Source organism: Paramaledivibacter caminithermalis DSM 15212, from assembly GCF_900142245.1.
Taxonomy (GTDB): Bacteria; Bacillota; Clostridia; order Peptostreptococcales; family Caminicellaceae; genus Paramaledivibacter; species Paramaledivibacter caminithermalis.
In genome coordinates this window covers 20701-45450 of the sequence record NZ_FRAG01000012.1, presented here as the reverse complement: position 1 = coordinate 45450, position 24750 = coordinate 20701, and the positions used below count along the sequence as shown (strand labels likewise).

Below are 24750 nucleotides of genomic sequence, written 5' to 3'. Positions count from 1 at the left end.
TTCACAATCACACTTACTATATTCTACGTTATATCTATATGATCCTTATTACTTTCATTCTTTTCAACAAGTATATTTTTACTCCAATTACTCAGCTTAAGCCATGCAATACTAATAAATGCACTTAATCCGTCGGATACAGCAATTCCCCACCATATACCAGTCTGATTCAAATTAAAGAAATATGCAAATATATATGATAAAGGAATCCTTAAAACACAAAAAGCCATAATAGAAATTATCATTGTAGCTATTGTTTTTCCTGCTCCCCTTAGTGTTCCATTATTCACCATTCTGACACCCATAGTTCCTAAGAAAAGTGCAGTAATTCTCATATAGGATGATCCATATAGTAAGACTTCAGCTTCTTTATTAAAAACTCCAACTATTTGCTCTGGAACAATGAATATGACTATCCCTAGAAATGTTAATAAGCTGAAGGTCAAGCCCATGCTGACCTTGGATATCCTTTCAGCTCTATCCTTTTCCCCTGCACCGATATTTTGCCCAACCATGGTCGTCGTAGCTGTAGATATACCCATTGCGAGCATAGAAGCAATACTTACTATTCTATTTCCTATTCCATATGCTGCTAAGGTTGTTGTCCCAAAGTTTGCCACAATAGAAGTCATCAATATCTGTGCCATAGACAACATGGATTGCTGAACCGAGGATGGAATTCCTATTATAACTACTTTTTTTATTATTTTTATATTTGGCTTAAGATATCTAAACTTTAGGTGTAGATTCTTCTTTCCAGATATTAGAATTGCTAATCCATATAATGCTGCTATAGCCCTCGATATAATAGTAGCTAAAGCAGCACCTTGAACTCCCATTTTAGGAAAAAATCCTATTCCAAAGATTAATAAAGGGTCTAATATGACATTTATAGTAGCAGAAAATAAGGTCATTAGCATAGGTGTCATTGTATCTCCTATACCCCTTAAGGATGCTGAAAATATAAAGAAAATAAACATAAATGGAATCCCAGAAAAAATTATCCTTAGATACCCAGAGGCATCATCAATTATTTGAGGCTGTGCTCCCATCCACACAATAAATTGTTTACTAAAAACAAAACCTATCAAAGCCAAAATAATGGATAACATCCCTACAAAACCAAAGAGCTGTCCTAATATTCTATCTACCTTATCATTATTTCCCGCACCCTTGTTTTGAGCAATAAGAGCAGTTCCTGCGATGGTTAAACCAGCCGCTAAGGAAATCATTAAAAATACAATGGGAAAACTGATGGATACAGCAGCCACTGCTTCCGATCCAAGTTTTCCTACCCAAAGTGTATCAACTAAATTATAAAGGGTTTGAATCAGCTGTCCCACCATTAAAGGTAATGCCAACTTTAATAGTGAACCTAATATTGGCCCTTTTATAATATATTCATGTTTATTTTGTTTCATTAATTATTCATCCTCTCATTATAGTGGGATTTTTCCCGAAAAAAGTACAAAAGCGTCTTCGACGCATTTTAGTTACAAGTTCTATGTTCCAAGTTTTAAAGTCATTCTTTCAAGCCTAAAAAAACTTAATTCCTAATTCTGAAATTTTATTGGTAATAGTTTTTATTTACTCTCTATTACTTGAATTTGCTTAAATTTAAACATGCAATTCCCTGCAAAAAATGTTTAGATTTCTAGGCTACAAAATAAATATTTGGATTTTCCAAGTATTATATCAAAAAAATAAAAATAACCATTTATAAGGTACTATTTAGTTTTTTCATCAGCTTCCTAAACATATCCAGCTCAATATCCGATAATGTCTCAAATATTATTTCTAAATTCTTTATTCTCATATTAAGCATTTGTTTATAGAGCTTTTTTCCTTCATCAGTCAAACTCACCAATACTTTCCTCCTATCTTCTTTCCCAATATCTCGGCAAACATATCCCTTCTCTATCAATCTATTTATTGTTGTAGTAGGAGTACTTACTGTTACTCCTAAATTTTCTGCAATCTCTCCCATAGTCTTGTTACCCTTGTCAGATATCGCAAATATAGTATGTTTTTCCTTTTTTGTTAAGTTACATAATTCCTCGCACAATTCTTTATCTTTTTCCAATCCATCAAGTTTCCTGCGGATTTTTATTGCAACACCTTCTATTAATCTAATATCATCTTCTGTAATCATAAAGCCCCCTAATTTATTTGGATTTTCCAAGTATTATATTAATAGTATATCATTTTTTTATATAAATCAACAGTCAATAAAGAATATATATATAATTTAAAATCAATAGAAATATAAGTAAATCAAATATGATGAGTTTGTGATGCTTTTATGATAAAAATATGAATTTTTTAATATACAATATTTGTTTTCATTTTTCTATGCTATTATAATCTTAACAATATATTTTGAGGTGAGTAAAGATGCAACACATAAAAATTCTTATAGTAGATGATGAAGAAAAAATGCGTAGGGTTATTAAAATCTATCTTGAAAAAGAAGGCTTTATTGTAGATGAAGCATGTGATGGTAAGGAAGCTTTAGAAAAATTTGATATGACTCAGTTTTCCCTAGTGCTACTAGATATTATGATGCCAGAAATAGATGGATGGAGCGTATGTAGAAAAATTCGTAATGAGTCGTCTGTACCCATAATAATGCTTACAGCTAGAGGTGAAGAATATGATAAGCTTTTTGGATTTGAACTTGGAGTCGACGATTACATAACTAAGCCCTTCAGTCCTAAGGAAATGGTTGCAAGAATAAAGGCTGTTTTAAAAAGAAGCAATGCTAATAATAAATTGGACACTGACATTATAATAATAGGAGCTTTAAAGTTTAAAACTAAGTCCATGCAGGTATTTTTAGAAGATACTGAAATGACATTAACACCTAAAGAATTTGATCTTTTGAGTTTTTTTTCTAGAAACCCAGAAATCGTTTATTCGAGAGAACAATTATTGAATCAGGTTTGGGGTTATGATTTTATTGGTGATTTAAGAACGGTAGATACCCATGTAAAACAGCTTAGGGAAAAACTAGGTAAATACAAAAGTTATATACAAACAGTTTGGGGAACAGGATATAAATTTAAGGTAGGAGAATATAATGAAAAGTCTTTTAAGTAAATCATGGCTAGGTATTACATCTCTAGTATTAATAATGCTTTTATTAATCTGGTTATTTCAAATAGTATTATTAAATCAATTTTATATTAATGAAAGAAAGAATATATTGTTAGACGAAGGAAATAAATTGGCTGCTCTCTTTTTGGAATCTAATAATTATAAAGTCGTTCCCCAAAGTGTTATAGATGAAATTGAATCTTGGTCACATTCCTACAATGCCAGAGTTGCAATAATCGATTCCAATGGCAATATGCTATTTTATAACGTTCCTAAGGAATTTCTCAAGGATAAAAAATCTCTTATAGAACGTTTTAGAAAAAATATGTTTGATTTTTATAATAATTGGGAAATCAAAACAAAATTTTCTCAGGATAAAACCTTTGTTTTAAAAAAGGATTATAAACAATCAAACAGGCCATATATTATGGTTGGAGTTCCAATTAACAAAAACGGTAAAATCATAGCTAATATACTTATAACATCCCCATTAGCTCCTATTCAAGAAGCAACATCTATTTTGAAGAAGCAGCTATCAATTATTTCTATTGTGTCTTTATTTATAGGCACTGTTTTAGCACTATTATTTGCTAAACATTTTACAAGACCCATTCTTAAAATTACTGAGACTTCAAGAAGAATAGCAAAGGGTGATTTTACTGCCAATGTAAATTTAAATTCAAAGGATGAAATAGGTGTATTGGGAAACACCATAAACGATATGGCTCATCAGCTTGCACAAATTGAAAATTTTAGACGTGAATTTATCGCAAACACATCCCATGAATTAAAAACTCCAATTAGTTTAATAAGAGCCTATTCTGAATTAATTAAGGATAATATTGCTGAAAACAATAGGAGTAATGCTGAATATCTACAAATTATTATTGATGAAGCAAATAGACTAAATAGCATGGTTGAAGATATACTCTATTTATCTAAAATGGAATCTGGTTATTCAAAGATTAATTATGAATCATATCCAATAATAGAAATAATCAATAATACAATAGAGAAGCTTTCATTTTTTGCTTTTCAGAAATGTATTGATATAAATCTGCAAATCGATGATAAAAAAACATTAATATATGCTGATAAACAAAAGATATATCAAGTTTTTTATAATATAATAAATAATGCAATAAATCATTCATATGAAAATAGTCAAATTAATATTAGAGTCAACAGCATCAATAATATTTGCAAAGTTGAAATTATTGACAGTGGGAAGGGTATCCCAGAAGAAGATCTACCTTATATATGGGATAGATTCTATAAAGTTGATAAATCTAGAAAAAGGGATAGTAGCGGTACTGGTTTAGGAATGGCTATAGTAAAAAATATTTTAGATGCTCATAATTTTAAATATGGTATTGAAAGTGAAGTTAATAAGGGGACTAAAGTCTGGTTTGAAATTAGCAAAAATAGTTGAAGTGCTTTTTTAGTTGCAAGTTCCAAGTTGCAAGTTCCAATATCTTGATCATTCTTTTAAGCCATAGAAACACTTTCCTATTTAATTTTAATATTAAAATAAAATGCTTGATTTCAACTGACTTTTAGACTTTTGAGAGACTACCTAAAAAACTGCAACTTGGAACATGGAACTTGTAACTACAAAGATGACTATAATCATCTATCTAGTATTTCCCCATCTACAACATTTATAATTCTACCAGCATGCTTAGCTACTTCTAAATCATGGGTTATCATTACAATAGTATTCCCTTGCTTATTTAGTTCTACAAACATATTAAGTATTTCAGCACCAGTTTTTGTGTCCAATGCTCCCGTCGGCTCATCAGCCAATAAAATATTAGGTTCACCAATCAATGCCCTAGCTATCGATACTCTTTGTTGCTGCCCCCCCGATAATTCTAAAGGCTTATGATTGATTCTATCTCCAAGTCCAACATTTTCTAGAACTTTTCTAGCTTTTTGATGAGCCTCTCTTTTATTCATCCCCCTTAATAATAAGGGAAAAGCAACATTATGCTCTGCAGTATATTTGGAAAGCAAATTAAATTTCTGAAAGATAAATCCTATTTCCTTATTCCTAATATATGCTAGTTCATCTTCATTTTTAGCTTTAATATTCTGCCCTGATAAAATATATTCACCAGAATCCGCTACATCAATGCAACCTATTATATTCATAAGAGTCGATTTTCCAGATCCAGAAGGTCCTAGTACAGCTACAAACTCACCTTTTTTTATTTCTAAAGATATTCCTTTTAAAACAGTTAATTTATTCTTTCCCATTTTATATGATTTTTCTATATCCTTCATATATATAACATTATCATTCATAGGCTTGCCTTCCTTGTATCATCATAACTCTATTAATATTCTTATCTTTATCTGTCCATATTTGCAACATTGAGCCTTCATAGATATCTACTATATCTAAATTTTTAATTTTTCCACTACTTCGTGTTGTTATGGGAACACCTACAGGTATTAATATAGTAGCTGTTTCTCCAGTTAATTTAAACTCACGTTTTACAGCTCCACTTTGTGGTTTTTGTCCCAACTTATTATCAGTATTAATACCTTTTGTAGCTCCAACATTTTTTCCTTCATCTTTGCTGCCTTGTCCCTTACCCTCTCTCTGAGGCATTTCAGCTAATTCTAGAACAACTTCATTACCGATAATGCTTTTTACCCGTCCAAACATATCGGGCCTACTAAATTTTTTCTCACCTTCTTTATTTGCCACCTCTATATTCTCTTTTTCAGTATTTTTTTCAACCTCTGTTTTTACCTTAGAACATGCTGAAAATAATAGGCTTATACTCAAAAATACTATAAATAATTTATATTTATTTCGCATCTATTTTAACACTCCTTCTAAAAATTAATAAAAATATTCGTCATTACTATTCGTAATTCAATGCATCAATAGGTCTCAGTGACGCTGCCTTTGCCGCAGGGTAATAGCCAAAAAATGTACCTATTAATACAGAAAAACCAAAAGCCAATAGATATCCGAACATAGTATTAATAGCTCTTACATTGAAATAATTTAAGATAGGCATAGCAGCCATACTTAGTATTATTCCTAATATTCCTCCTATAGCACTTATGATAATGGCTTCAAGGAGAAATATTCGTAATATGTCCTTTCTTCTAGCTCCAATTGCTTTTAAAATCCCAATCTCCTTTGTTCTTTCCTTAACTGATACAAATAATACATTCATTATGCCAATTCCACCTACAATAAGTACTACAGTAGCTACCGATAAAAGCATAAGTGTCATGGTTCTAGCAGAGTTTCTTGCCGATTCAAGGCTACTCCCTGCATCTCTAATCATAAACTGATCACTTTTATCTCCATATCTTTTTTGCAATACTGTGGTAATCTCATCAATAGCCGAATCTATATGATTTATGTCCTTAGCAAGGGTCATAATCATAGGTCCTGGATTCTTTCCTGTTATGTACCTTTGTGCAACTTCATATGGTATAAAGACTCCTTCATCAGGGTTAAATCCTCTTTCTGAGTTTCCTAGATATTTTAACACCCCGATTATTTCGAATCTTTTTCCGTTAATAATAATCTTTTCTCCAACAGGATTTGAAATTTCTTCGTCTTCAAATAATAGTTTTGCTAATTCATACCCAATAACAGCAAACCTTTCATTGCTATGGTCTTCACTTATAAACTCTCCATATTCTAGCTCAAGATTATTTATCCCATTATAATCTGCCATAACTCCAGTCACAAAAGATGATGTGGATTTGCCATAGAAATTTATATTGGCATTTCCATTTATCACCATACTAACCTTTGATATAGAAGCCACTTCCTCTGCTATGGCTTCCATATCATCTATTCCTAACTTTAAACTTGCTTTTTTTCTACCGAAGGCAGGCATTATATATAAAGTACCTACGTTTAATCTTTTAAACTGCTCTTCTACACTGGCTTGACTTCCATTACCTATAGCCATTACTAAAACAATAGTCAGAGATCCCACAATAATACCTAATGTAGTGAGGAAGACCTTGGTTTTATTTTCTCTAATATTAATAAAAATTGACCTTAATATTTCACCTAAACTCATATCAATACACCTACTCTACTTTCTTTTCCTCAATAATTATTGTCTCTCCTACATCTAGTCCTTTTATTACTTCTACAAATTTACCATCGGTAAGACCTGTTTTTATTTTTCTTATTTGAATATCATTATTTTCATCCTTTACCTTTACAACTTGATTATTATCTAACATACTTACTGCCTTGTTAGATATATAGATAACATTCTTTCTTTGTCTAATTATAAAGGACACTGAACATGTCATACCTGATTTAATTTTATCAATTCCGCTATCCAGCTCAATCCTTACATCAAAAGTAACTAATCCACTATTATCTATCTTAGGCAATGAATCTATATAAATAACTTTACCTGTAAATATCTGCCCTTCAAATGCTTCAAATTCCACTTCTACACTTTGATCTACTTCTACTTTAGATAAATCAATTTCTGAAACTGGAACAACAACTTCTACTTTACCTGAATCTGAAATAACCATAAAATGTGTAGTATCAGCAGTTGCTTGACCAGATTCTTTTATGCTTGAGATTGTCTCCCCCGGTTTATAGGATATATTTAATATTCTGCCTTCCATGGGAGACTTTAAAATTGTACTATTAAAATCATCCTCTGCCATTTCTAAAGAGAGCTTTGAAGCCTCAACATTTGCCTTTTCAAGCTGTATATCCTTATCAGAGTTCGCTAATATATCATATCTTTCCAATTGCGTCTCGTAGGCAGATTTAGCACTATCATATGATGCTTTTCTCATATCTATTGCCTGCTTCGAATAAACCTCTTTTATCTCTACCATAGGTAAATATTCTGCCTCTATTTGGTCTAGCTTTGATTTTAACTCATCTAGTTTTTGCTTTTCACTTATTAGACTAAGTCTTTTATTTTCTTCTTTCTGAGCTAAATTTGCAAGGGCTTTTTTATAATTAATTTGTGCAGTTTTCAGTTTCTTTTCATACTCAGTATCATCTAGCCTAGCAAGAAGCTGCCCTTCAGTTATTTGCTCACCTTCCTGTACATACAACTCCTTCAGTTTACCGCTTATATCAAAATCCAAATTCACTACAGGTATTTCTGCCTCTCCATCACCTTCAAATCCTATAGTAATGTCTCCTCTTTTTACTTTTTCTTCCTTTGTTACTCCATTTTCACTTAAGGATTTTACAGGTTTCTTTATGTACTTTACTCCAACAAAACTAAGTCCTAATGCCAATCCAAGGATTATGACTATTTTTATGAATTTATTAGATTTTAACAAGCTAATTTACCTCCTTTATTTCAGCGTTTTTTGAACCCAATTTAATTATAATGTCCAATTGTGATATTTCTGTGATATGAAGATAATTATTTACAACATACTATTTTAAATCCACAAAAAAATACATATGACACTAAAATCATATGTATTTACAATATTTTTCTATTTTGCTTTTTGACTTTTACAATCTAGTCACCATCAATTAAATTCCCGAGTCCACCTAAAACATCAAGTACACTTCCCTCACCCCTTCTTGATCCTCCAGTTTGAGGTGCAGCAGAATATATTCTATCGGCTAATCTACTGAATGGAAGGGATTGAAGCCAAACTTTACCTGGTCCCCTAACAGTGGCAAAGAATAATCCCTCACCCCCAAAGAATGCACTTTTAACATTTCCTACAAATTCAACATCATAATTTATATTCTTAGTAAATGCTACTAAACACCCTGTATCAACTCTAAGGATTTCACCTGCCCCCAGCTCCTTCTCAATAATAGTTCCACCAGCATGTAAAAATGCCAACCCGTCACCTTCTAATTTCTGCATGATGAATCCTTCGCCTCCAAAGAATCCTGTACCAATTTTCTTTTGGAATTCTATTCCTATGGAAACACCCTTTGCAGCACACAAAAATGCATCCTTTTGGCAAATTAACTTGCCACCATAAATATTTAAATCCATAGGAATAATTTTACCTGGATATGGAGCGGCAAATGATGCATGTTTCTTTCCTGCTCCCATATTAGTAAAAACCGTCATAAATAAACTTTCTCCAGTGATAAGCCTCTTACCTGCACCAAGTAGTTTACCCATAAATCCACCTTGAGTATTTCTACCCGATCCGTCTCCAAAAATAGTTTCCATCTGTATACCCTGCTCTATGTACATCATTGCTCCTGCCTCAGCTATTACGCTTTCCTGAGGGTCTAACTCAATCTCAACAAATTGCATGTCATCTCCATATAGTTTGAAATCAATTTCATGTGCATTTCTCATAACTATCTTCCTCCTAAAATTTATATTCATTAAAATTATACCAAATATTTGTTAAAAAATCCTTAAAATAGCATCAAAATAATAAATCAGATTAACTAATTCCCTTTATTTATTTTCTTATATTGAACTTGGAGATGGTAATGAGCTATAAAAAAAATTTTATGATTGACTAAATTTCATATCAATAGAACCATATCAATAATTATATTTTATTTTTCTATACAATTTTATAAAAAGATAGGGTTAAGTCTTTCTTTAACCCTATCTTTTTATAAAATCGCTATATATCATTTTCTAATTTCATTTAAAATATCTTGTTGGACTTTCATTATATCTGGAACATAGCTTTTTAATATCTTCATATTTCCCATGATGCTGTATTCTCCTAAAACTGCAGGAATTAATATACTTTCTCCCTTTTCTATAGTCTCACTTCCATTTTTATAAATAATATCTCCCTTGCCTTCTACACATGTGAATATATAAAATCTTTCTTTATCACTTGTTTCAGTAATGCTTTCTTTTATATCATATATTTCTAAGGAAAATTTTTCATTTAAACATACATATGTTTTAATAAATTCTTCTCTCTCTACTTTTATTCCAGTACATTTTTCAGATTTCAAACTTAGATCAACAACATCTAAAGCCTTATCTATATGAAGTTCTCTTCCTCTATTATAATCATATACCCTATAGGTTGTATCGCTATTTTGTTGTATTTCCACTATTATAACACCCTCACCTATAGCATGAAGCAAACCACTTTTAACAAAGTATATATCTCCCTTTTTTACTGGAACTTTATTCATATATTCATCCAAAGTATTAGCTCCAACAGCTTTTTTAAATTCTTCCTTAGAACATTTGCTTTTCATGCCTAGGATTAGATTAGCTCCTTCAACGGCTTCCATAACATACCAGATTTCAGTTTTCCCCATTTCTCCTTCCTTTTCCTTTGCATATCCATCATCTGGATGGACTTGTACTGATAGACGATCTCTAGCATTTATAATTTTAATAAGTAGTGGAAAAAATTCCTTGGATATTTTGTAGCCCATAATTTCTTTGCCCTTTAACTGGATTAATTCATCTAATCTAATACCTCTGAATTCTCCATTTGCTATGATACTAGTACCATTAGGATGACATGCTATATCCCAGCTCTCCCCTATCAATCCTTCTGGTAAATTATCTCTGAATAACTCAATATCTCTACCACCCCATATTTTATTGAAATATATATTTGTGAATTTTAACGGGTACATATTTTCACCATCTTCCTACTATAAAGCTGCAAATTATCCCTCTATTTATTCACCAAAATTATTATTTGCCAGTGCCTTTAGACCCTCAAACGCCTCTTTTTCATCCTCACCTTGGGTAATTATCATTAATTTATCCCCTTTCACTGCACCCATGCTTAATATTGCCATTATACTTTTTCCATTATATTCAATTCCATCTTTAATAATAGATATTTTACATTTATAATTAGCAGCTTCCTTTACTAACAGACTTGCAGGTCTTGCATGTAGTCCTGTTTCATTCATTAATTTTGTCTCAAACTTATACATTATACCCCTCCTAGTTTTTTTATTGCAAGCCTTCCTTAGTCTTATTTATCTTGGTAATAGCTTTAGGGTAATAATCTCATTACTATTCATGCTGGCTATATTTATATTTGAACCCCTTATTTCCAAGCTTTTATCCCTATTTATTTCTTCTTCCCTTAAATTTACAAATCTTATATCCTTAAAAGCTTGTGAATCATATTTGATATTGATATCATCTATCCGCCTATTCTGGGTATTATAAAGTCTTACAATAAGGGCTTCTCCCCTTTCCGCCTTTTTTATTACACTGGTTGCTATATATTCATTGTCTATTGATATAGGATAGTATTCATCTAAAGCTGTTGTACCTTCTTCATCAATACTTGCTGGCATATAACTATAAAGAGGATATACATAGTCATCAGCTAAATAATTCATTTCTATATCATTATTTATGGCAGTAATAGCATATTCTGCCTTGAATTTTTTTAACATATCGCTTTTAGGAGTTGCTACATGTAATCCTGATCTGCGTCCTGGTCTATTAACTAAATCCTGTTTTCCCATATAATCTGTGGTACATAATAGAGTTAAAGCTATCTTAGGATTATCTTTTCCTATGATTTCATATTGCACAAGCCCTTTATTCATAATCTGTAGGCCCTTTTCTCCATCATATACACTTACAAATTTATGCTGATTATAAATAGGATAATATTTTTCCTGCCAACCATCCTCTTGCCAATATTCTACTTGCTTCAAATAGTTTTTCCTATTAAGGATACCAAATTGCTGGTCAGCATAATGTATACTGCTATTTATATGGGAATCAAATAAAGCACGAAGCCTGTGATTGCTTACTTTGTTATCAATAATCGTTTTAATTTCTATTCTTTTAATTCCTTTATACATAGTAATATAACTAGTAATTTCAGATTTTTCCATTTCTGTAGAGCGAAACTTTGTATATGTATCCTTTGGGAAATAGAGCTGATGGGTTATCTTTACCTTAGCCATGATTGAGCCATTTGAAATAATCTCTATATCAGCCTTTTTATCCTTTGAATAAATAAGGATATCTTTTTCAGGTGGTGAATAATCATACTCATCTCCTGAGTTTCCACTTTCTTCTATGATATTTTGATTAAAATAAATTTTGCCTGAAGCCTTATCTTGGATATTAAAACTACCATCCTCATTAATTTCTACTATAAAATATTCATTTTCTAGAACGTTATCATTTAAAATCAAGTTTATGTTATCAGTAATATATTTTTTATTTTGAATATAATATGTGGTATATCCATATCCAGCCACATTGGCTATGAAGTTAAATTTCACCCTATAGCACTCTTGACTTGCATTCTTACCTATAAAATGACTTTCAATAGAAAAATCATTTAGATCAACCTTTTCAATATCTATAATCTGATATTCTATCTCTTTTCCATATCTATCTACTAGTGTAAAGTCTTCATTATCTAAGAATACCTCTACCTCTACAATGCTTTTTCTTGGATTTAATAGTGTATTAAATACTATTAATGGTCTGCCCCTATTAGAATCCAGCTTCATCCTCGAAGAAATCTCTTGAAGATTATATGCCATTATGGTCTCACCTATTTGTTTCGCTTTACTATACCTTATCTCCATTTCATCATGGGTTTTATCAGTACATACGTTACCTATTGAATCGTGGGCTTGATTTTGTATAATATACTTCCAACCTTGGTTTATCATAGAATTATCATATTTGAACCCCCATAGGTGTGCTAATGTCCCTATAGGCTCCACATACTTTTCATAAAGAATTTGACAATCAAAATTTAATCGTTTTATATCTAACCTTGTAGATCCTATACTAGCATGAACCCTCATGTGTTTTCCTTTTCTAAATTCTCCAGTTATCTCATGAAATTTATCCTTTGCTTTTCTTACTGCTTCAACATATTCCTCTAATGAAGAAAAAATAAATTCATAACCCTTTTCCTTATATTGTTTGTTTAATCTTTCGATAATTTCTGGCAGATCAGGGTTTGGCTCTCTCTGGTCATATCCACACAGCATCAGTATCTGATCTGTACTTGTTAGGGGCTGCTGAGCTTTTATATTAGTATTTATGACTTCTTCATTTTTATCATCCTTTAAACAAAGCCACTTGGCATTTTCGTATCCTAAAGGTAAATAATGATTTAAAACCCTGCTTCCATCTAAACCCTTCCACCAAAATTCCTTTTCTTTTATATCTTCATCTGCTATACCTCTCCATATAATGGAGTCCTTCATGTTAAATCCGCTAAATATTTGAGGCATAAAGGCCGATTGTCCAAAAGAATCTGGCAAATATCCTATTTCCATCACGGGTCCAAATTCTTCCCCTATCTGTATACCAATTAATAAATTTCTTATCAATGCTTCTCCGCTAGGTATAAATTCATCGGGCTGAATATACCAAGGCCCAACAATAATTCTTTTTTCTTGTATTAGCTTCGATAATCTATCTCTATTTTCTGGTCTAATCTCTAAATAGTCCTCTAAAACTATGGTTTGCCCATCAAGCATAAAGGAGCTATAGTCTTTATTACTTTCTAATAGATCCATTAAATCGTCCATCACTCGAACTAGCTTTACTCTATATTCTTCAAAGGTTTTATACCATTCTCTATCCCAATGAGTATGGGATACTATGTGAAATCTCATTAAAGACCCTCCATCTATTAGTCCATCCCCTTTTAAGAGGATGGACTTTTTGTTTAACTTAGATTATATTATTGAAAATTCAGTACCTTCATCATTATTCTGAATATCAGATTCTTTTCTCAAAACAACTACTAATACTGCTGTTATTATAATACCAGACACAAAACCTATTAGCCACCTAAATGGATGTGTTAAAAATGGTAATCCCCATATTCCAATGGCACAAGGGATAGAGGCTTCCGCCCCAAAAAATAATGCGATAGCTGCACCAATGCCCGATCCTATCATGATAGATGGTATTACCTTTAATGGAGTCGTAACTGCATAGGGTATTGCCCCTTCAGAAATACCAAGGGAGCCCATAATAGCTGCTGGTAGAGCATTTGCTTTTTCAGACTTAGTAAATTTTTGAGGTTTTATTAGTGTTGCCAACGCTAATCCTATAGGTGCTGTCATAATACCTATCCAAGCAGCGGCCATAGGATGGTATATTCCTTCCGCTAAGGTAGCATAAGCAAATGTAAGGGCAATTTTATTAACTGGTCCTCCCATATCAAAGGCCATCATAGCACCAATTATTAATCCTAATATTGCAAGATTTGAACCCTTCAATGAAACAAGCCAATTTTCTAGCCCCTTCATTGCAGGAGCTAAGGGAACAGAAATCAAATACATAAATATTGCTGTTGCAGCAACTCCTAGTACAGGAATTATCATAATAGGCTTTATAACCATTAAATTTTTGTGTACAGGAATTTTCTTGATTTGATTTGTAATCCATCCTGCAAAAAAACCTACCAATATTCCTCCTATATATCCCGTTCCTAATTCTCTTGCCATAACACCTCCAACAAGACCCACAGTGATACCAGGTTTATCTGCAATAGAATATGATATAAATCCAGCAATCAACGGTACCATAAGTTTAAGGGCAAATACACCAACTTCAATTAGTTTGCTAGCTAAAAATCCTTCTTCTCCCAAAATTATTCCAAGGGATAACAGAATACCACCAGCTACTACAGCAGGAATCATATAGGATACCCCTGTCATTAGATGTCTTTTTACCTTACTCATCTCCATAAATCCCACTCCTTTTAATAGATTTTATTTAGTTATTTTATCTAAAGCCTTTTTTATTAAGGCTTTTGAATCCTTTAATGCAACCTTAGTCGAAACCTCTATTGTTGGAATTTTTTTAAATCTATTTATTTTGTCGATATATGAATCGATTGCCAATATGGCCACATCACTATTTGCTATATCCTCTTCAGTTATTTCATTTTCAATCCCCATTGCTCCTTGAGTTTCTACCTTAATTTCATACCCTAATTCCTTAGCCGCATTTTCAAGGGCCTTTTTTGCCATGAAAGTATGGGCAAGTCCAGCTGGACAAGCTGTAACAGCTACTATTTTCATGTTTCTTCACTCCTTTTATTTTTTATGAAAAATTAAGAAACTTTAATTTAACTTCTTGTGCTAGTTAATTAAATTTTTTGTTTATAAAATACCTTAGAGAGTTTTAATATTTCATTTGAGTGATTTTTATAAACCTGTTTTCACCTTCAAAACAATATAAAAAAACAGATTTATTACATGAGCGAAAAGGAAATATTAAAACTCTAGTGATAGAAACTAGCACAATAGGTTAATTTAATTTGAAACTATATTCTTAATAATAATTACTAAAAAGAAACTTGATCCATTATGTTCAGTATTTCATCTTCATTGTCTGCATTTTTAAGACTGCTTCTGAAATCGTCGTCCATAAGTTTCATTGATAGATTTGAAATAATTTTTAGATGTATGTTATTTCCCTTACATTCAGGTACAGCCAAACCTATCACAAGACTTACTGGCTTATCATCTATAGATTGCCATTCTATTTGACTTTTTAGCCTTATAATTGTCATAGTAGGTATTTTTACAGCATCGGTCTTTGCATGGGGTATAGCAATGCCATATCCTACTCCAGTTGAAAACTGCCTTTCACGTTCGAGCAATTTCTCATAATATAATTCTTCTGAGTTTAATCTATTTTCTGCATTTATCATTTTAGCAATTTCCTTTAATACCTCATCCTTTGTTTCAGCATTAGAGTTTAAATTTATCAAATTAATATTTATTAAGTCTCTTACCTTCATTTTAGATTTTTCTCCTTTTCACTAAGAAATTTAATATAAAAATCATTAAAATCTTTTTGTTTTATCAATTCTTCTACAGAAAATGGTGATTTTGTTACTTGATAAAGGGTGCTAAATAATTCAGCAAATCTATGGGATATATTCTTGGAAATTGATAAAACCATTACAAGCTGAACCTTCTTGTTATTATCCCAAGCAATTGGTTTGTCTAATATACCAATACATACACATGATGGAACATCTACTACTTCCAAAGCATGGGGTATAGCTACCAAATTTCCTATAGCTGTAGATGATAGCTTTTCTCTATCAATAATTGATTTCTTTATATTTTTACCAATATATCCTTTGTTTTCCATATGATTGGTTAAATAATCTAAAACCTTTTCTTTGCTTTTAAATTTGATATCCACAAAAAACAAATCTTGGGTAAATAAATCTTCAAAATCAATTTCACTATTTTTAGGATAACTTATGGTTCTTATTTTGTCTTTTATTTCATCTAAATCAGAATCTTCTAAAACTGCATTAACCAATATGTTTGGTATCGGTATATCTTCCTTAATAGGGACTGTTGTTAGAATAATATCGGGTCTTAAGTGAACTACTAAATCCAATTGATGCAAAGGAAACGTACCTATTAAATCAATATTACTATTTAATGAATTCTTTAGCTTTGCCAATAGCAGGCTTGAGCTACCCATACCCGATGAACAAATAATTGCAATCCTTTTATTAACATAAGTACCCCTCTTTTTCCTTTCCAAGGAGCCTCCAAAATGCATTGCCAAATAGCCTATTTCCTTTTCATTAATACTGTAACCCGTTTCCTTTTCTATTATTTGAGCTGCAATCACACCTGCTTGAAAGGCGAGGGGATATTTTGTTTTAACTTCATCTAGCCAAGGATTTCTAAGATTCATATTAAATCTTATTCTATGAAAGGCTGGTTTTAAATGTAATACTAGGCCACATATCAATCTATCATCACTGGTGAAATCTAAATTAAGTTTTTCTTTTATTCCAAGTAAAATTTTATTGATTAAATCTTTTATATCTTTTTCCATAAATTGTATTAGTTCTATTTCATTTCTTTCATCTAGTAATTTGCTACCCAATAGATGAATAGTTACATAATAAATTTCAGAAGAAGGAACCTTAATTCTAAATTTTTTTTCTAACGCCTTAACTATATTTTTAGCAATACTATATTCCCGTTTTTCTTCTAGCTTTTTCATTTGTTGATTTTTTTGTTCAATGTAATTACTTTCTTTAACTCTTTTAATAGCTATTGCTATATGTATTATTAAATTCTTCAGTGCAATATCAGCTAAAGGAAAATTTGATTTTGATAGTTCTTTTATTAATACATCTTCAATCCTTTGAATATCTACATCTCTAAACATAATAATTTTATCTACATAAATCTCAGCTGAATCAATTTTATCTAATTGACTTCTATTAAAAAAATATTCAGCCATACAAAAGCGTTTATCAATCTCTTTACCTTCAATTCTTATTCCTTTATTTAATCTACTTGCAACTACTAACCTATACTCCTGTAAAATTGACTTTACCTTTTTTAAATCTTTCTTTATAGTTGATGTACTTACATACAATTCATCGCATAATTCTTCAAGGGTTATACATTCCTTTATTTCTAAAAGCTTTTTAATAATATATTGCACCCTTTCTTCAGATGAGATTGGAACTAATTGTTGTTTATGCTCTTCTTCATTAAAAACAGCTTTAGAAAAGGTCAAAAATTTCACATCATCTATAATCTCTAACTTGTATCCTATGCCCTTCTTAGATAAAACTCTAGCACCATAGGAATTCAAAATATCATCTAACTCCTTTAAGTCACTTCTAACAGTTCTAGCTGTAACCCCAATAATTTTAGCTAAATAGCTACTTGTCAAATAATCACATGGTCTATTTATAAATTCCTGTAGTATACTTAATAAACGCTTATTAAATATAGGCTTCACGTTAACTCCTCTCCTTTAATCTAATTATAAGTCTTCTATATAGATAAGGATAGTTCACATTTTTCCTAAATAGATAGGAAATGACAAAAAGATAGGCTTCATCCTATCTTTTACCATAAAATATATAACTATATACCCTTTCATCCTGTTTAAAATAGCTTTCGTATTTATCTCCTTTATCTACAGCCTCAGATATTCTTTCGCCAATACCTTTATAATTAAGGTTCTTAATTTTTTCTTTGATATTATTTAAAATAAAGTTTTTTCTATATCTATCATCTACAAAGCTATTAATACTAAATTTTTTAAATAGTATAAAAGTTTAAATAAAGACTTTAATTTATACATGTCCAAAATGCCCAGAAACATTGCATATTTGTACATGCATAAATTAAGTTTTACTATGTAAATCTTATATATATGAGCCTAATAAAAAGGCATCATCTTTTACATAATTATCTATGAGCTTTAATAAAAATTCTTCGTGTTCAAAGGCATAATTACTAGAACCAGAATTATCAATTAAAATATCAACAGATTTATCCTTTAATGGTATATCTAAAAAATCACAGCATATAAAAATTACTTTCTTAGGGCAGTCTGCTTTCTCTAATATTTTTTTAGAAAATTATGACATCTTATATCATGATAGACTGCCACACATAACGCATTATCAGGTAATTGTTATATATGTATCTTAGAAAAAAAACAATACCCGAACCTAAATCTAGTGCTACTTTATTCTTAAATTCTTCAAAGTTAAGCTTTTTGTACCCCTATTCCAGACCCTTATAGACATTGTTTAAATAATTTGGATCAGTTTCATTTATATATTCAGTTATATGCCTATCCTTATATGAGGTTACATAATCAGTACTATCATCTACATAGATTCAATAAGTGCTCCTAAGACAATTTATGATTTTTTATTACTGGTCAAGAAACAATAAAAGCATTAAATAAGCTACAATCCATAACAAAATCAATAACCTAGGAATTTGGCAAATTGTTTATGGATTTTTCTTCCTATTAATATACTACTTTATTACATTTTCTAATTTTGCTTCAGTTACTTTAATGAGATCACTTACATCAATTTCAATTTGAATTCCAATCTTCCCTCCACTAACAACAATCTTTTCAATTTTAAATGCACTGGTATCTATAAAGGTTTTATATTTTTTCTTCATTCCTATAGGGGAGCATCCCCCTCTAATATAGCCTGTGACCTTTAGTATCTCTTTAACTGGAATCAAATCTATCTTCTTCTCTCCAGCTACCTTTGCTCCCTTCTTCAAATCCAACTCCTCTGATACAGGTATTATAAAAACATAAATATTCTTACTACTCCCTTGTGCCACCAATGTTTTATAAACAACCTTAGGATCTTTACCTATCTTGTATGCAACAGATATACCATCTATTTTTCCATCATCTTTGTCATATTGAAAGGTATTATAATTAATGTTTTTCTGGTCTAAAATACGTATAACATTTGTTTTTTTAGCTTTTCCCATTTATCCCACTCCTCAATATATCATCTATCATCATATAATTTTACTATAAATTATAAGCTAATGACTATAGATTTTAGCCATTAGCTTGAAATATATATTCTAATTTAGATTATTTTCTAATATATCCTTGTATAACCAAACATTATTTAGTATTTTTATTACATTGTAATTCTAGCAAGTCTAAATTATGAAATTTGATCAGTTAATGAATCTACAACTATATATTCTTTTTCATTCTTTATCCTTTTTATTGCAGTTTCGACAATCTTAAATATTAATTTATCGTATGATAAACCTGCTTTTAATGCCATCTTAGGTAAATCGCTATATTGTGGTTTTAATCCTGGCAAACTATTTATTTCAAGTATATAGGGCTTATTTTCCCTTAGTCTTATATCTATTCTTGCAAAATCTTTGCAACCAAGTGCATCAAAGGCTCTCTCAGCATTATCCTTTATTGCTTGCTCAGTTTCTCGATTTATTGGAACTGGACATAGATATTTTGTTTTTTCACCAAAATTAGATTTTACTTCAAATGTATAAAATTCACCAAATTCTTTAGGAATATCATCAAAATTTATCTCCATTATTGGCAGAAAAATTTTTTCATCTTCATTACCAATAATACCTACTGTTAATTCTCTACCTTCAATAAATTCTTCTACCAACACAGGTGGACGATATTCTTTAAGAAGTTTTTTTACCTTTTCCATAAGGTCTTGTTCATTATATACAACACTATCTCTATGTATTCCAAATCCCGAACCTTCACAAGAAGGTTTTACAATTAATGGAAAATTCAATCTGCAATCTAACCTATCGTTAATATTATTAAATATCTGAAATGCAGGTGTGGATATATCATTATAATCAAATATTTGTTTTGCCATAGATTTACTTAAAGCTAAAGAATGAGCTAAAATTCCTGAGCCTATATAAGGTATCCCTAACATTTCTAAGATAGCCGGAACTTGAGATTGTCTACTTTCTCCTATAATTCCAGTGCACAAAGGAAAAGCTAAATCAATTTTGCTTTCAATTAAATTGTTGATAATTTTATCATCAGCCGCAATTTCTACTACATCGTACCTCTTTTTTAACACTTTACATATTTCTTTCTTTGTTGCATATTTTTGTTTATCCCCACACTTAGCTTCAATTGTATTATTAACCTCTACTTGTGGCTTATCAAAAATTACCCCTATTTTAAGTGTCATTACAAATCCCCCTTATTGCTTTTTATAAAAAACAATTTATAGAAAGAGATTTTTGCTTTTACTAAAAATTTTTAGACAAAGTTATATGATAATATTTTTATAATTCTATGATTTATATATGATGCTTTTATTCATAGAATTTTGATAGGTAATATTGGGGTCCGTTAAAATAGAAAAATATCAATACTAAATGCAAACATCACTGACAACTTAATTTGAATACTAAGTCGTCAATATGACTACTTTATTATATCATATAAGTTGTCAGTTGTAAAATTTTTTATGTTTTCCCTTGATATTTGCATTGGAACTCTGCTAAAATTTTTATATTAATATAGAGATAAACAATTTCAAGGTTTAGTAAATTTTAAAGAAAAAATGTAGAAAAGTTCATTATTTTCTTTGAAATTTATTTTAAATGTTAATGTCGTTTATCTATAAAGGAGAATAAATATATGAAAAAAAAATATACAACACCTAAATACATAAAAATCGCATTAGACATAGCCTATAGAATACATAATGGTGATTTAAAGGAAGGAAGTAAAGTTAGTGGACGTTCTACTTTAGCCAGTAAATATAATGTGTCTCCAGAAACTATTCGAAGGTCTATTGCTTTACTTAAGGATATGAATGTAGTTGAAGTGACCGAAAAAAGTGGAATTTTAATAGTTAGTAAAAAACAAGCCTATCAATTTATACAAAATTTTAATACTAAAGATAATGTTTCAAAACTAGTAAATAAAACTCGTAAACTAATAATACAAAAAAAAGAACTAGAAGAACATATAGAAGAAAATATTACATCAATTATCGAATATTCATCTCAATTAAGGAATATTGGACTAATGTATCCCTTTGAATTAAAAATTCCTAAGAACAGTCATATAATCGGTAAAACTATTGGAAACACTAGTTTTTGGCAAAATACAAAAGCTACTATTTTAGGAATAAAAAGGAATGACAAACTTATAATTTCTCCTGGTCCTTATTTAGATTTTAGAGAAGATGATATTATTTTATTTGTAGGTACCAATGAAGTCCTACAAAATGTTGAAAATTTTATTAACCTCTAACTTAATAATATCCCAGTTTACAAGTTCTAAAAATTAGCTTTTCTATGAATATGTATTAAAGTTACAGTTAAAGACAATCCTAATCTTGTTCGTCCTGCTCTACCAAGATTTATATTTGTATTGGGAGGAATTTTTTATGGATAAAAAGACAAAATCAAAATCAATGGTTTTAATTGGTGTGATATTTGTATCATTTGCTTCAATTTTTACTAAAATCTCTTCGGCTCCCTCCTTAGTAATTGCTACTTACAGACTGGGATTTAGTAGTTTAATGCTGCTGCCCTATGTTCTTGAAAATAATATTAAAGAAATTAAAGGAATATCTAAAAAAGATCTTTTTATGTGTTTAATAAGTGGTGTGTTTTTGGCCTTTCATTTTGCAACATGGCTTGAATCCATAAAATATACTTCTATAACAAGCTCTACTGTATTGGTAAATACTCATCCTATTTTTATTGTTATAGGAAGCTTTTTAATACTTAAAGAAAAAGTGTCAAAAAAAGCTATAATGAGTATAATTATTGCCTTAATAGGAAGTACAATAATCTCATTAGGAGATTCATCCTTGGGAAGTAACATATTCTATGGAGATTTACTTGCTATCTTAGGAGGGTTTTGTGTAGCTGGGTATATGATGATCGGTAGAATAGCAAGACAGAGGCTGTCAGTTAACAGCTATACTTTTATAGTATATTCAAGCTGTACACTCACCTTGCTACTCCTGAGCCTTATAACTAGTACCCCTTTATATCCATACCCTAAAACTGATTGGTTGATATTTTTATGTTTAGCAGTATTCTGTACAATTTTAGGTCACAGTATTTTTAATTGGTCCTTGGAATATTTAAGTCCCACTTTTATATCTACTTCTATATTGGGGGAACCTGTATTTGCAACAATTTGGGCAATGCTTATATTCAAAGAAATACCTACCTTATGGCAAATTCTTGGTGGGATTATAATTCTTTTAGGTATATATAGATTTATTCAAGTCAGTGAAAATCCTGTGTGATAAAGATATGACAAAGGGTCATACTAGCGGAACAAAATACATATGTCCTAAGGCTAAAAAACAAAACTTAATAGAAAAACTACTTATATTTTAAAATTTTCAGTATTCTTTGATTTTACTACATTTTAAAAAAATTTTATTTTATTATCATCATCTATAAATATATTTCTTTTGTCAATTCCTCTTAGTACGATATAATATATTCCTGTACTGCTTCTTTTTTTGCTTTTATTGGTATATTTTGCCACACTATTTAAATATACAAAATTATCATAAATATGACAATTGAAACGTCCCCTTGTCTTGTAAAAACCTAGACTTTACTTTAATTTTTAATGATAAAAAATTAGCTGCCGCTATAAATAACCTAACTAAACGTCAAAAACAAATTATGTTTCTCAAATATGTAAAAGAATATGACGAACATCAGATAGCAAATATATTAAAAGTATCTCCACAAGCAGTAAACAAAGTTAAAAATTCTGCTTTAAAAAGAATTAAAAAGAAGGCTTGATTACAAAACACTACAATATATTGTATATAGATTCTCAATAAAAATAATTTTTCCGCAGTCTGACGTCCCCTTTTTATTATTCTTTAGAAATTATCTTTCCTATAAGTACTCCCATTACAGATGCCATCATCAGACCCCTTGTCCATCCACTTGAATCTCCTAGACAATAAAGACCTCTTATATTAGTTTCAAAATTTTTATCTACATCAATTTTATTGCTATAAAATTTTATTTCTGGACCATATAATAATGTCTCTCTACTTGCAAAACCTGGTACAACAATATTCATTGCTTTAATGAAGTTTATAATATTCATCATAGGTCTATATGGAATAGCAGATGTCAAATCTCCAGCTACTGCATCAGGAAGCGTTGGTTTTACATTTGACTGATCTAATTCCTCCTGCCAAGTCCTTTTACCATCTAGTATATCTCCAAATCTTTGTACTAGTATTTTACCGTTACCAAGCATATTAACTAACTCTGCTACTTTCTTTCCATATTGAATTGGTTGATTAAAGGGTTCTGAAAAATTATGAGAACTTAATATAGCTAGATTGGTATTATCGGATTTTTTGTTCTTATATGAATGTCCATTAACTATTGCCAAATCATCATCATAATTTTCTTGGCTAACAAAACCACCAGGGTTTTGACAAAAAGTCCTGACTTTGTTTCTATATGGCTCTGGATATCCTATAAGCTTTGATTCATAAAGAACATTATTAACTTTTTCCATGATTTCATTTCTAACTTCAACACGTACGCCAATATCCACTGTGCCAGCAACATGATTAATTTCATGTTTTAGACACATAGACTTTAACCAATCTGCTCCTTTTCTTCCTGAAGCAATGATTATTTTATCACCATATATTATCTCTTCATTATTTTTAGTTTTTGAATCAGCTATTTTTACTGCCTTAGCTACTCCTTCTTCTACAATTATATCCTTAACTAAGGTATCAAATCTTATGTACACTCCAGCATCTAAAAGATAATTTTGTATCTTTCGATATATTTCGTGTGCTTTTTCTGTACCAAGATGTCTAATAGGACAATCAACTAGTTTAAGACCTGCTTCAATAGCTTTTCTTCTTATATCTTTAATCTCTTCATTATTGCCTAACCCTTCTACCTTTTTATCTGCTCCAAATTCAAGGTAAAGCTTATCTGTATAACTTATAAGCTCCTGTACTCTATCACTTCCTATTAGCTTAGGTAAGTCTCCACCAACTTCATAGCTCAAAGACAACTTTCCATCTGAAAATGCTCCTGCACCAGAAAAACCTGTTGTTATATGACAATATGGCTTGCATGAAACGCATACCTTAGTCTTCTCCTTTGGGCAATATCTTTTTTCAATACTTCTTCCTTTTTCAATAATTAATATTTCTTTATCAGATTTTTGCTTAATAAGTTCTAATGCTGTAAAGACACCAGATGGACCAGCTCCTACTATTATTACATCGTACTTCAAAATCATCATCTCCCTTTATAAAAATACTAATATTCTAAAAGCAATTATTAATTAAAATAACCAAAGCTTCATAGTACTTCCTTTTTTATAAATATTATATATTAATAATTGGATTATAATTTATTCAGCTGCTTTC

At 30.4% G+C, this 24750-nt stretch carries 22 protein-coding genes; 5 read left to right on the top strand and 17 right to left on the bottom strand.

Going from position 1 to position 24750, the window contains the following annotated elements; all coding sequences use genetic code 11:
- Positions 1-23: 23 nt before the first annotated feature.
- A complete protein-coding gene (locus BUB36_RS06705; protein WP_073148316.1) occupies positions 24-1421 on the bottom strand; it encodes an MATE family efflux transporter in 1398 nt (465 codons plus the stop codon).
- Between the two features lie 296 nt (positions 1422-1717).
- Positions 1718-2152: a MarR family winged helix-turn-helix transcriptional regulator gene (locus BUB36_RS06700; protein ID WP_084111800.1), complete on the bottom strand. Its 435-nt coding sequence runs from the start codon at positions 2150-2152 to the stop codon at positions 1718-1720.
- Positions 2153-2394: 242 nt separating this feature from the next.
- Between BUB36_RS06700 and BUB36_RS06695 the strand changes: the two genes are divergently transcribed.
- Together BUB36_RS06695 and BUB36_RS06690 are read left to right on the top strand one after the other, a co-directional pair.
- Entirely contained in the window at positions 2395-3099 is a 705-nt protein-coding gene (locus BUB36_RS06695; RefSeq protein WP_073148314.1) for a response regulator transcription factor, read from the top strand.
- Positions 3080-4528, top strand: a complete 1449-nt coding sequence (locus tag BUB36_RS06690; RefSeq protein WP_073148312.1) for a sensor histidine kinase — start codon at positions 3080-3082, stop codon at positions 4526-4528. The genes BUB36_RS06695 and BUB36_RS06690 overlap by 20 nt, the downstream gene beginning before the upstream one ends.
- Before the next feature lie 197 nt (positions 4529-4725).
- Here the strand turns inward: BUB36_RS06690 and BUB36_RS06685 are convergent, their stop codons facing one another.
- From BUB36_RS06685 to BUB36_RS06620, 14 genes are all read right to left on the bottom strand, one after another.
- The gene (locus tag BUB36_RS06685; RefSeq protein ID WP_073148310.1) at positions 4726-5403 is read right to left on the bottom strand and encodes an ABC transporter ATP-binding protein; all 678 of its coding nucleotides are present in this window, start codon (positions 5401-5403) and stop codon (positions 4726-4728) included.
- Positions 5396-5926: a hypothetical protein gene (locus BUB36_RS06680; protein ID WP_073148308.1), complete on the bottom strand. Its 531-nt coding sequence runs from the start codon at positions 5924-5926 to the stop codon at positions 5396-5398. The genes BUB36_RS06685 and BUB36_RS06680 overlap by 8 nt, the downstream gene beginning before the upstream one ends.
- Before the next feature lie 46 nt (positions 5927-5972).
- Positions 5973-7160 carry an ABC transporter permease gene (locus tag BUB36_RS06675; protein ID WP_073148306.1) on the bottom strand — a complete coding sequence of 396 codons (1188 nt, stop codon included), beginning with the start codon at positions 7158-7160 and terminating at the stop codon, positions 5973-5975.
- Between the two features lie 10 nt (positions 7161-7170).
- Complete coding sequence (locus BUB36_RS06670; RefSeq protein ID WP_073148304.1) at positions 7171-8409, bottom strand: efflux RND transporter periplasmic adaptor subunit; 1239 nt, start codon at positions 8407-8409, stop codon at positions 7171-7173.
- A gap of 188 nt (positions 8410-8597) precedes the next feature.
- Positions 8598-9407: a TIGR00266 family protein gene (locus BUB36_RS06665; protein WP_073148302.1), complete on the bottom strand. Its 810-nt coding sequence runs from the start codon at positions 9405-9407 to the stop codon at positions 8598-8600.
- Positions 9408-9694: 287 nt separating this feature from the next.
- Positions 9695-10675 (bottom strand): type I phosphomannose isomerase catalytic subunit, encoded by a 981-nt coding sequence (locus tag BUB36_RS06660; protein WP_073148300.1) that lies wholly within the window; start codon positions 10673-10675, stop codon positions 9695-9697.
- Positions 10676-10720: 45 nt separating this feature from the next.
- The gene (locus BUB36_RS06655) at positions 10721-10984 is read right to left on the bottom strand and encodes an HPr family phosphocarrier protein (RefSeq protein ID WP_073148298.1); all 264 of its coding nucleotides are present in this window, start codon (positions 10982-10984) and stop codon (positions 10721-10723) included.
- A 45-nt stretch (positions 10985-11029) separates the two neighbouring features.
- Complete coding sequence (locus BUB36_RS06650) at positions 11030-13663, bottom strand: glycoside hydrolase family 38 N-terminal domain-containing protein (RefSeq protein WP_073148296.1); 2634 nt, start codon at positions 13661-13663, stop codon at positions 11030-11032.
- A 63-nt stretch (positions 13664-13726) separates the two neighbouring features.
- Entirely contained in the window at positions 13727-14746 is a 1020-nt protein-coding gene (locus tag BUB36_RS06645) for a PTS fructose transporter subunit IIC (protein ID WP_073148294.1), read from the bottom strand.
- A 24-nt stretch (positions 14747-14770) separates the two neighbouring features.
- On the bottom strand, positions 14771-15082 hold the full coding sequence (locus BUB36_RS06640; RefSeq protein ID WP_073148292.1) for a PTS fructose transporter subunit IIB: 312 nt from the start codon (positions 15080-15082) through the stop codon (positions 14771-14773).
- A 266-nt stretch (positions 15083-15348) separates the two neighbouring features.
- Positions 15349-15807, bottom strand: a complete 459-nt coding sequence (locus tag BUB36_RS06635; RefSeq protein WP_073148290.1) for a PTS sugar transporter subunit IIA — start codon at positions 15805-15807, stop codon at positions 15349-15351.
- On the bottom strand, positions 15804-17798 hold the full coding sequence (locus BUB36_RS06630) for a BglG family transcription antiterminator (protein WP_073148288.1): 1995 nt from the start codon (positions 17796-17798) through the stop codon (positions 15804-15806). Before BUB36_RS06630 ends, BUB36_RS06635 begins: the two co-directional genes overlap by 4 nt.
- A gap of 1037 nt (positions 17799-18835) precedes the next feature.
- Positions 18836-19315 (bottom strand): Cys-tRNA(Pro) deacylase, encoded by a 480-nt coding sequence (gene ybaK, locus BUB36_RS06625; RefSeq protein ID WP_073148286.1) that lies wholly within the window; start codon positions 19313-19315, stop codon positions 18836-18838.
- 185 nt (positions 19316-19500) lie between these two features.
- Positions 19501-20532: a D-alanine--D-alanine ligase family protein gene (locus BUB36_RS06620; protein ID WP_073148284.1), complete on the bottom strand. Its 1032-nt coding sequence runs from the start codon at positions 20530-20532 to the stop codon at positions 19501-19503.
- A 455-nt stretch (positions 20533-20987) separates the two neighbouring features.
- On the opposite strand from BUB36_RS06620, the gene BUB36_RS06615 reads away from it, so the two are divergent.
- The 3 genes from BUB36_RS06615 to BUB36_RS20355 all read left to right on the top strand — a co-directional run bounded on the left by BUB36_RS06615 (position 20988) and on the right by BUB36_RS20355 (position 23134).
- On the top strand, positions 20988-21608 hold the full coding sequence (locus BUB36_RS06615) for a TrkA C-terminal domain-containing protein (RefSeq protein WP_073148282.1): 621 nt from the start codon (positions 20988-20990) through the stop codon (positions 21606-21608).
- A 136-nt stretch (positions 21609-21744) separates the two neighbouring features.
- Entirely contained in the window at positions 21745-22620 is an 876-nt protein-coding gene (locus tag BUB36_RS06610; RefSeq protein WP_073148280.1) for a DMT family transporter, read from the top strand.
- Between the two features lie 298 nt (positions 22621-22918).
- The gene (locus BUB36_RS20355) at positions 22919-23134 is read left to right on the top strand and encodes a sigma factor-like helix-turn-helix DNA-binding protein (RefSeq protein WP_073148278.1); all 216 of its coding nucleotides are present in this window, start codon (positions 22919-22921) and stop codon (positions 23132-23134) included.
- 76 nt (positions 23135-23210) lie between these two features.
- Here the strand turns inward: BUB36_RS20355 and BUB36_RS06600 are convergent, their stop codons facing one another.
- Entirely contained in the window at positions 23211-24620 is a 1410-nt protein-coding gene (locus BUB36_RS06600) for an NAD(P)/FAD-dependent oxidoreductase (RefSeq protein WP_334292996.1), read from the bottom strand.
- Positions 24621-24750: the final 130 nt, after the last annotated feature.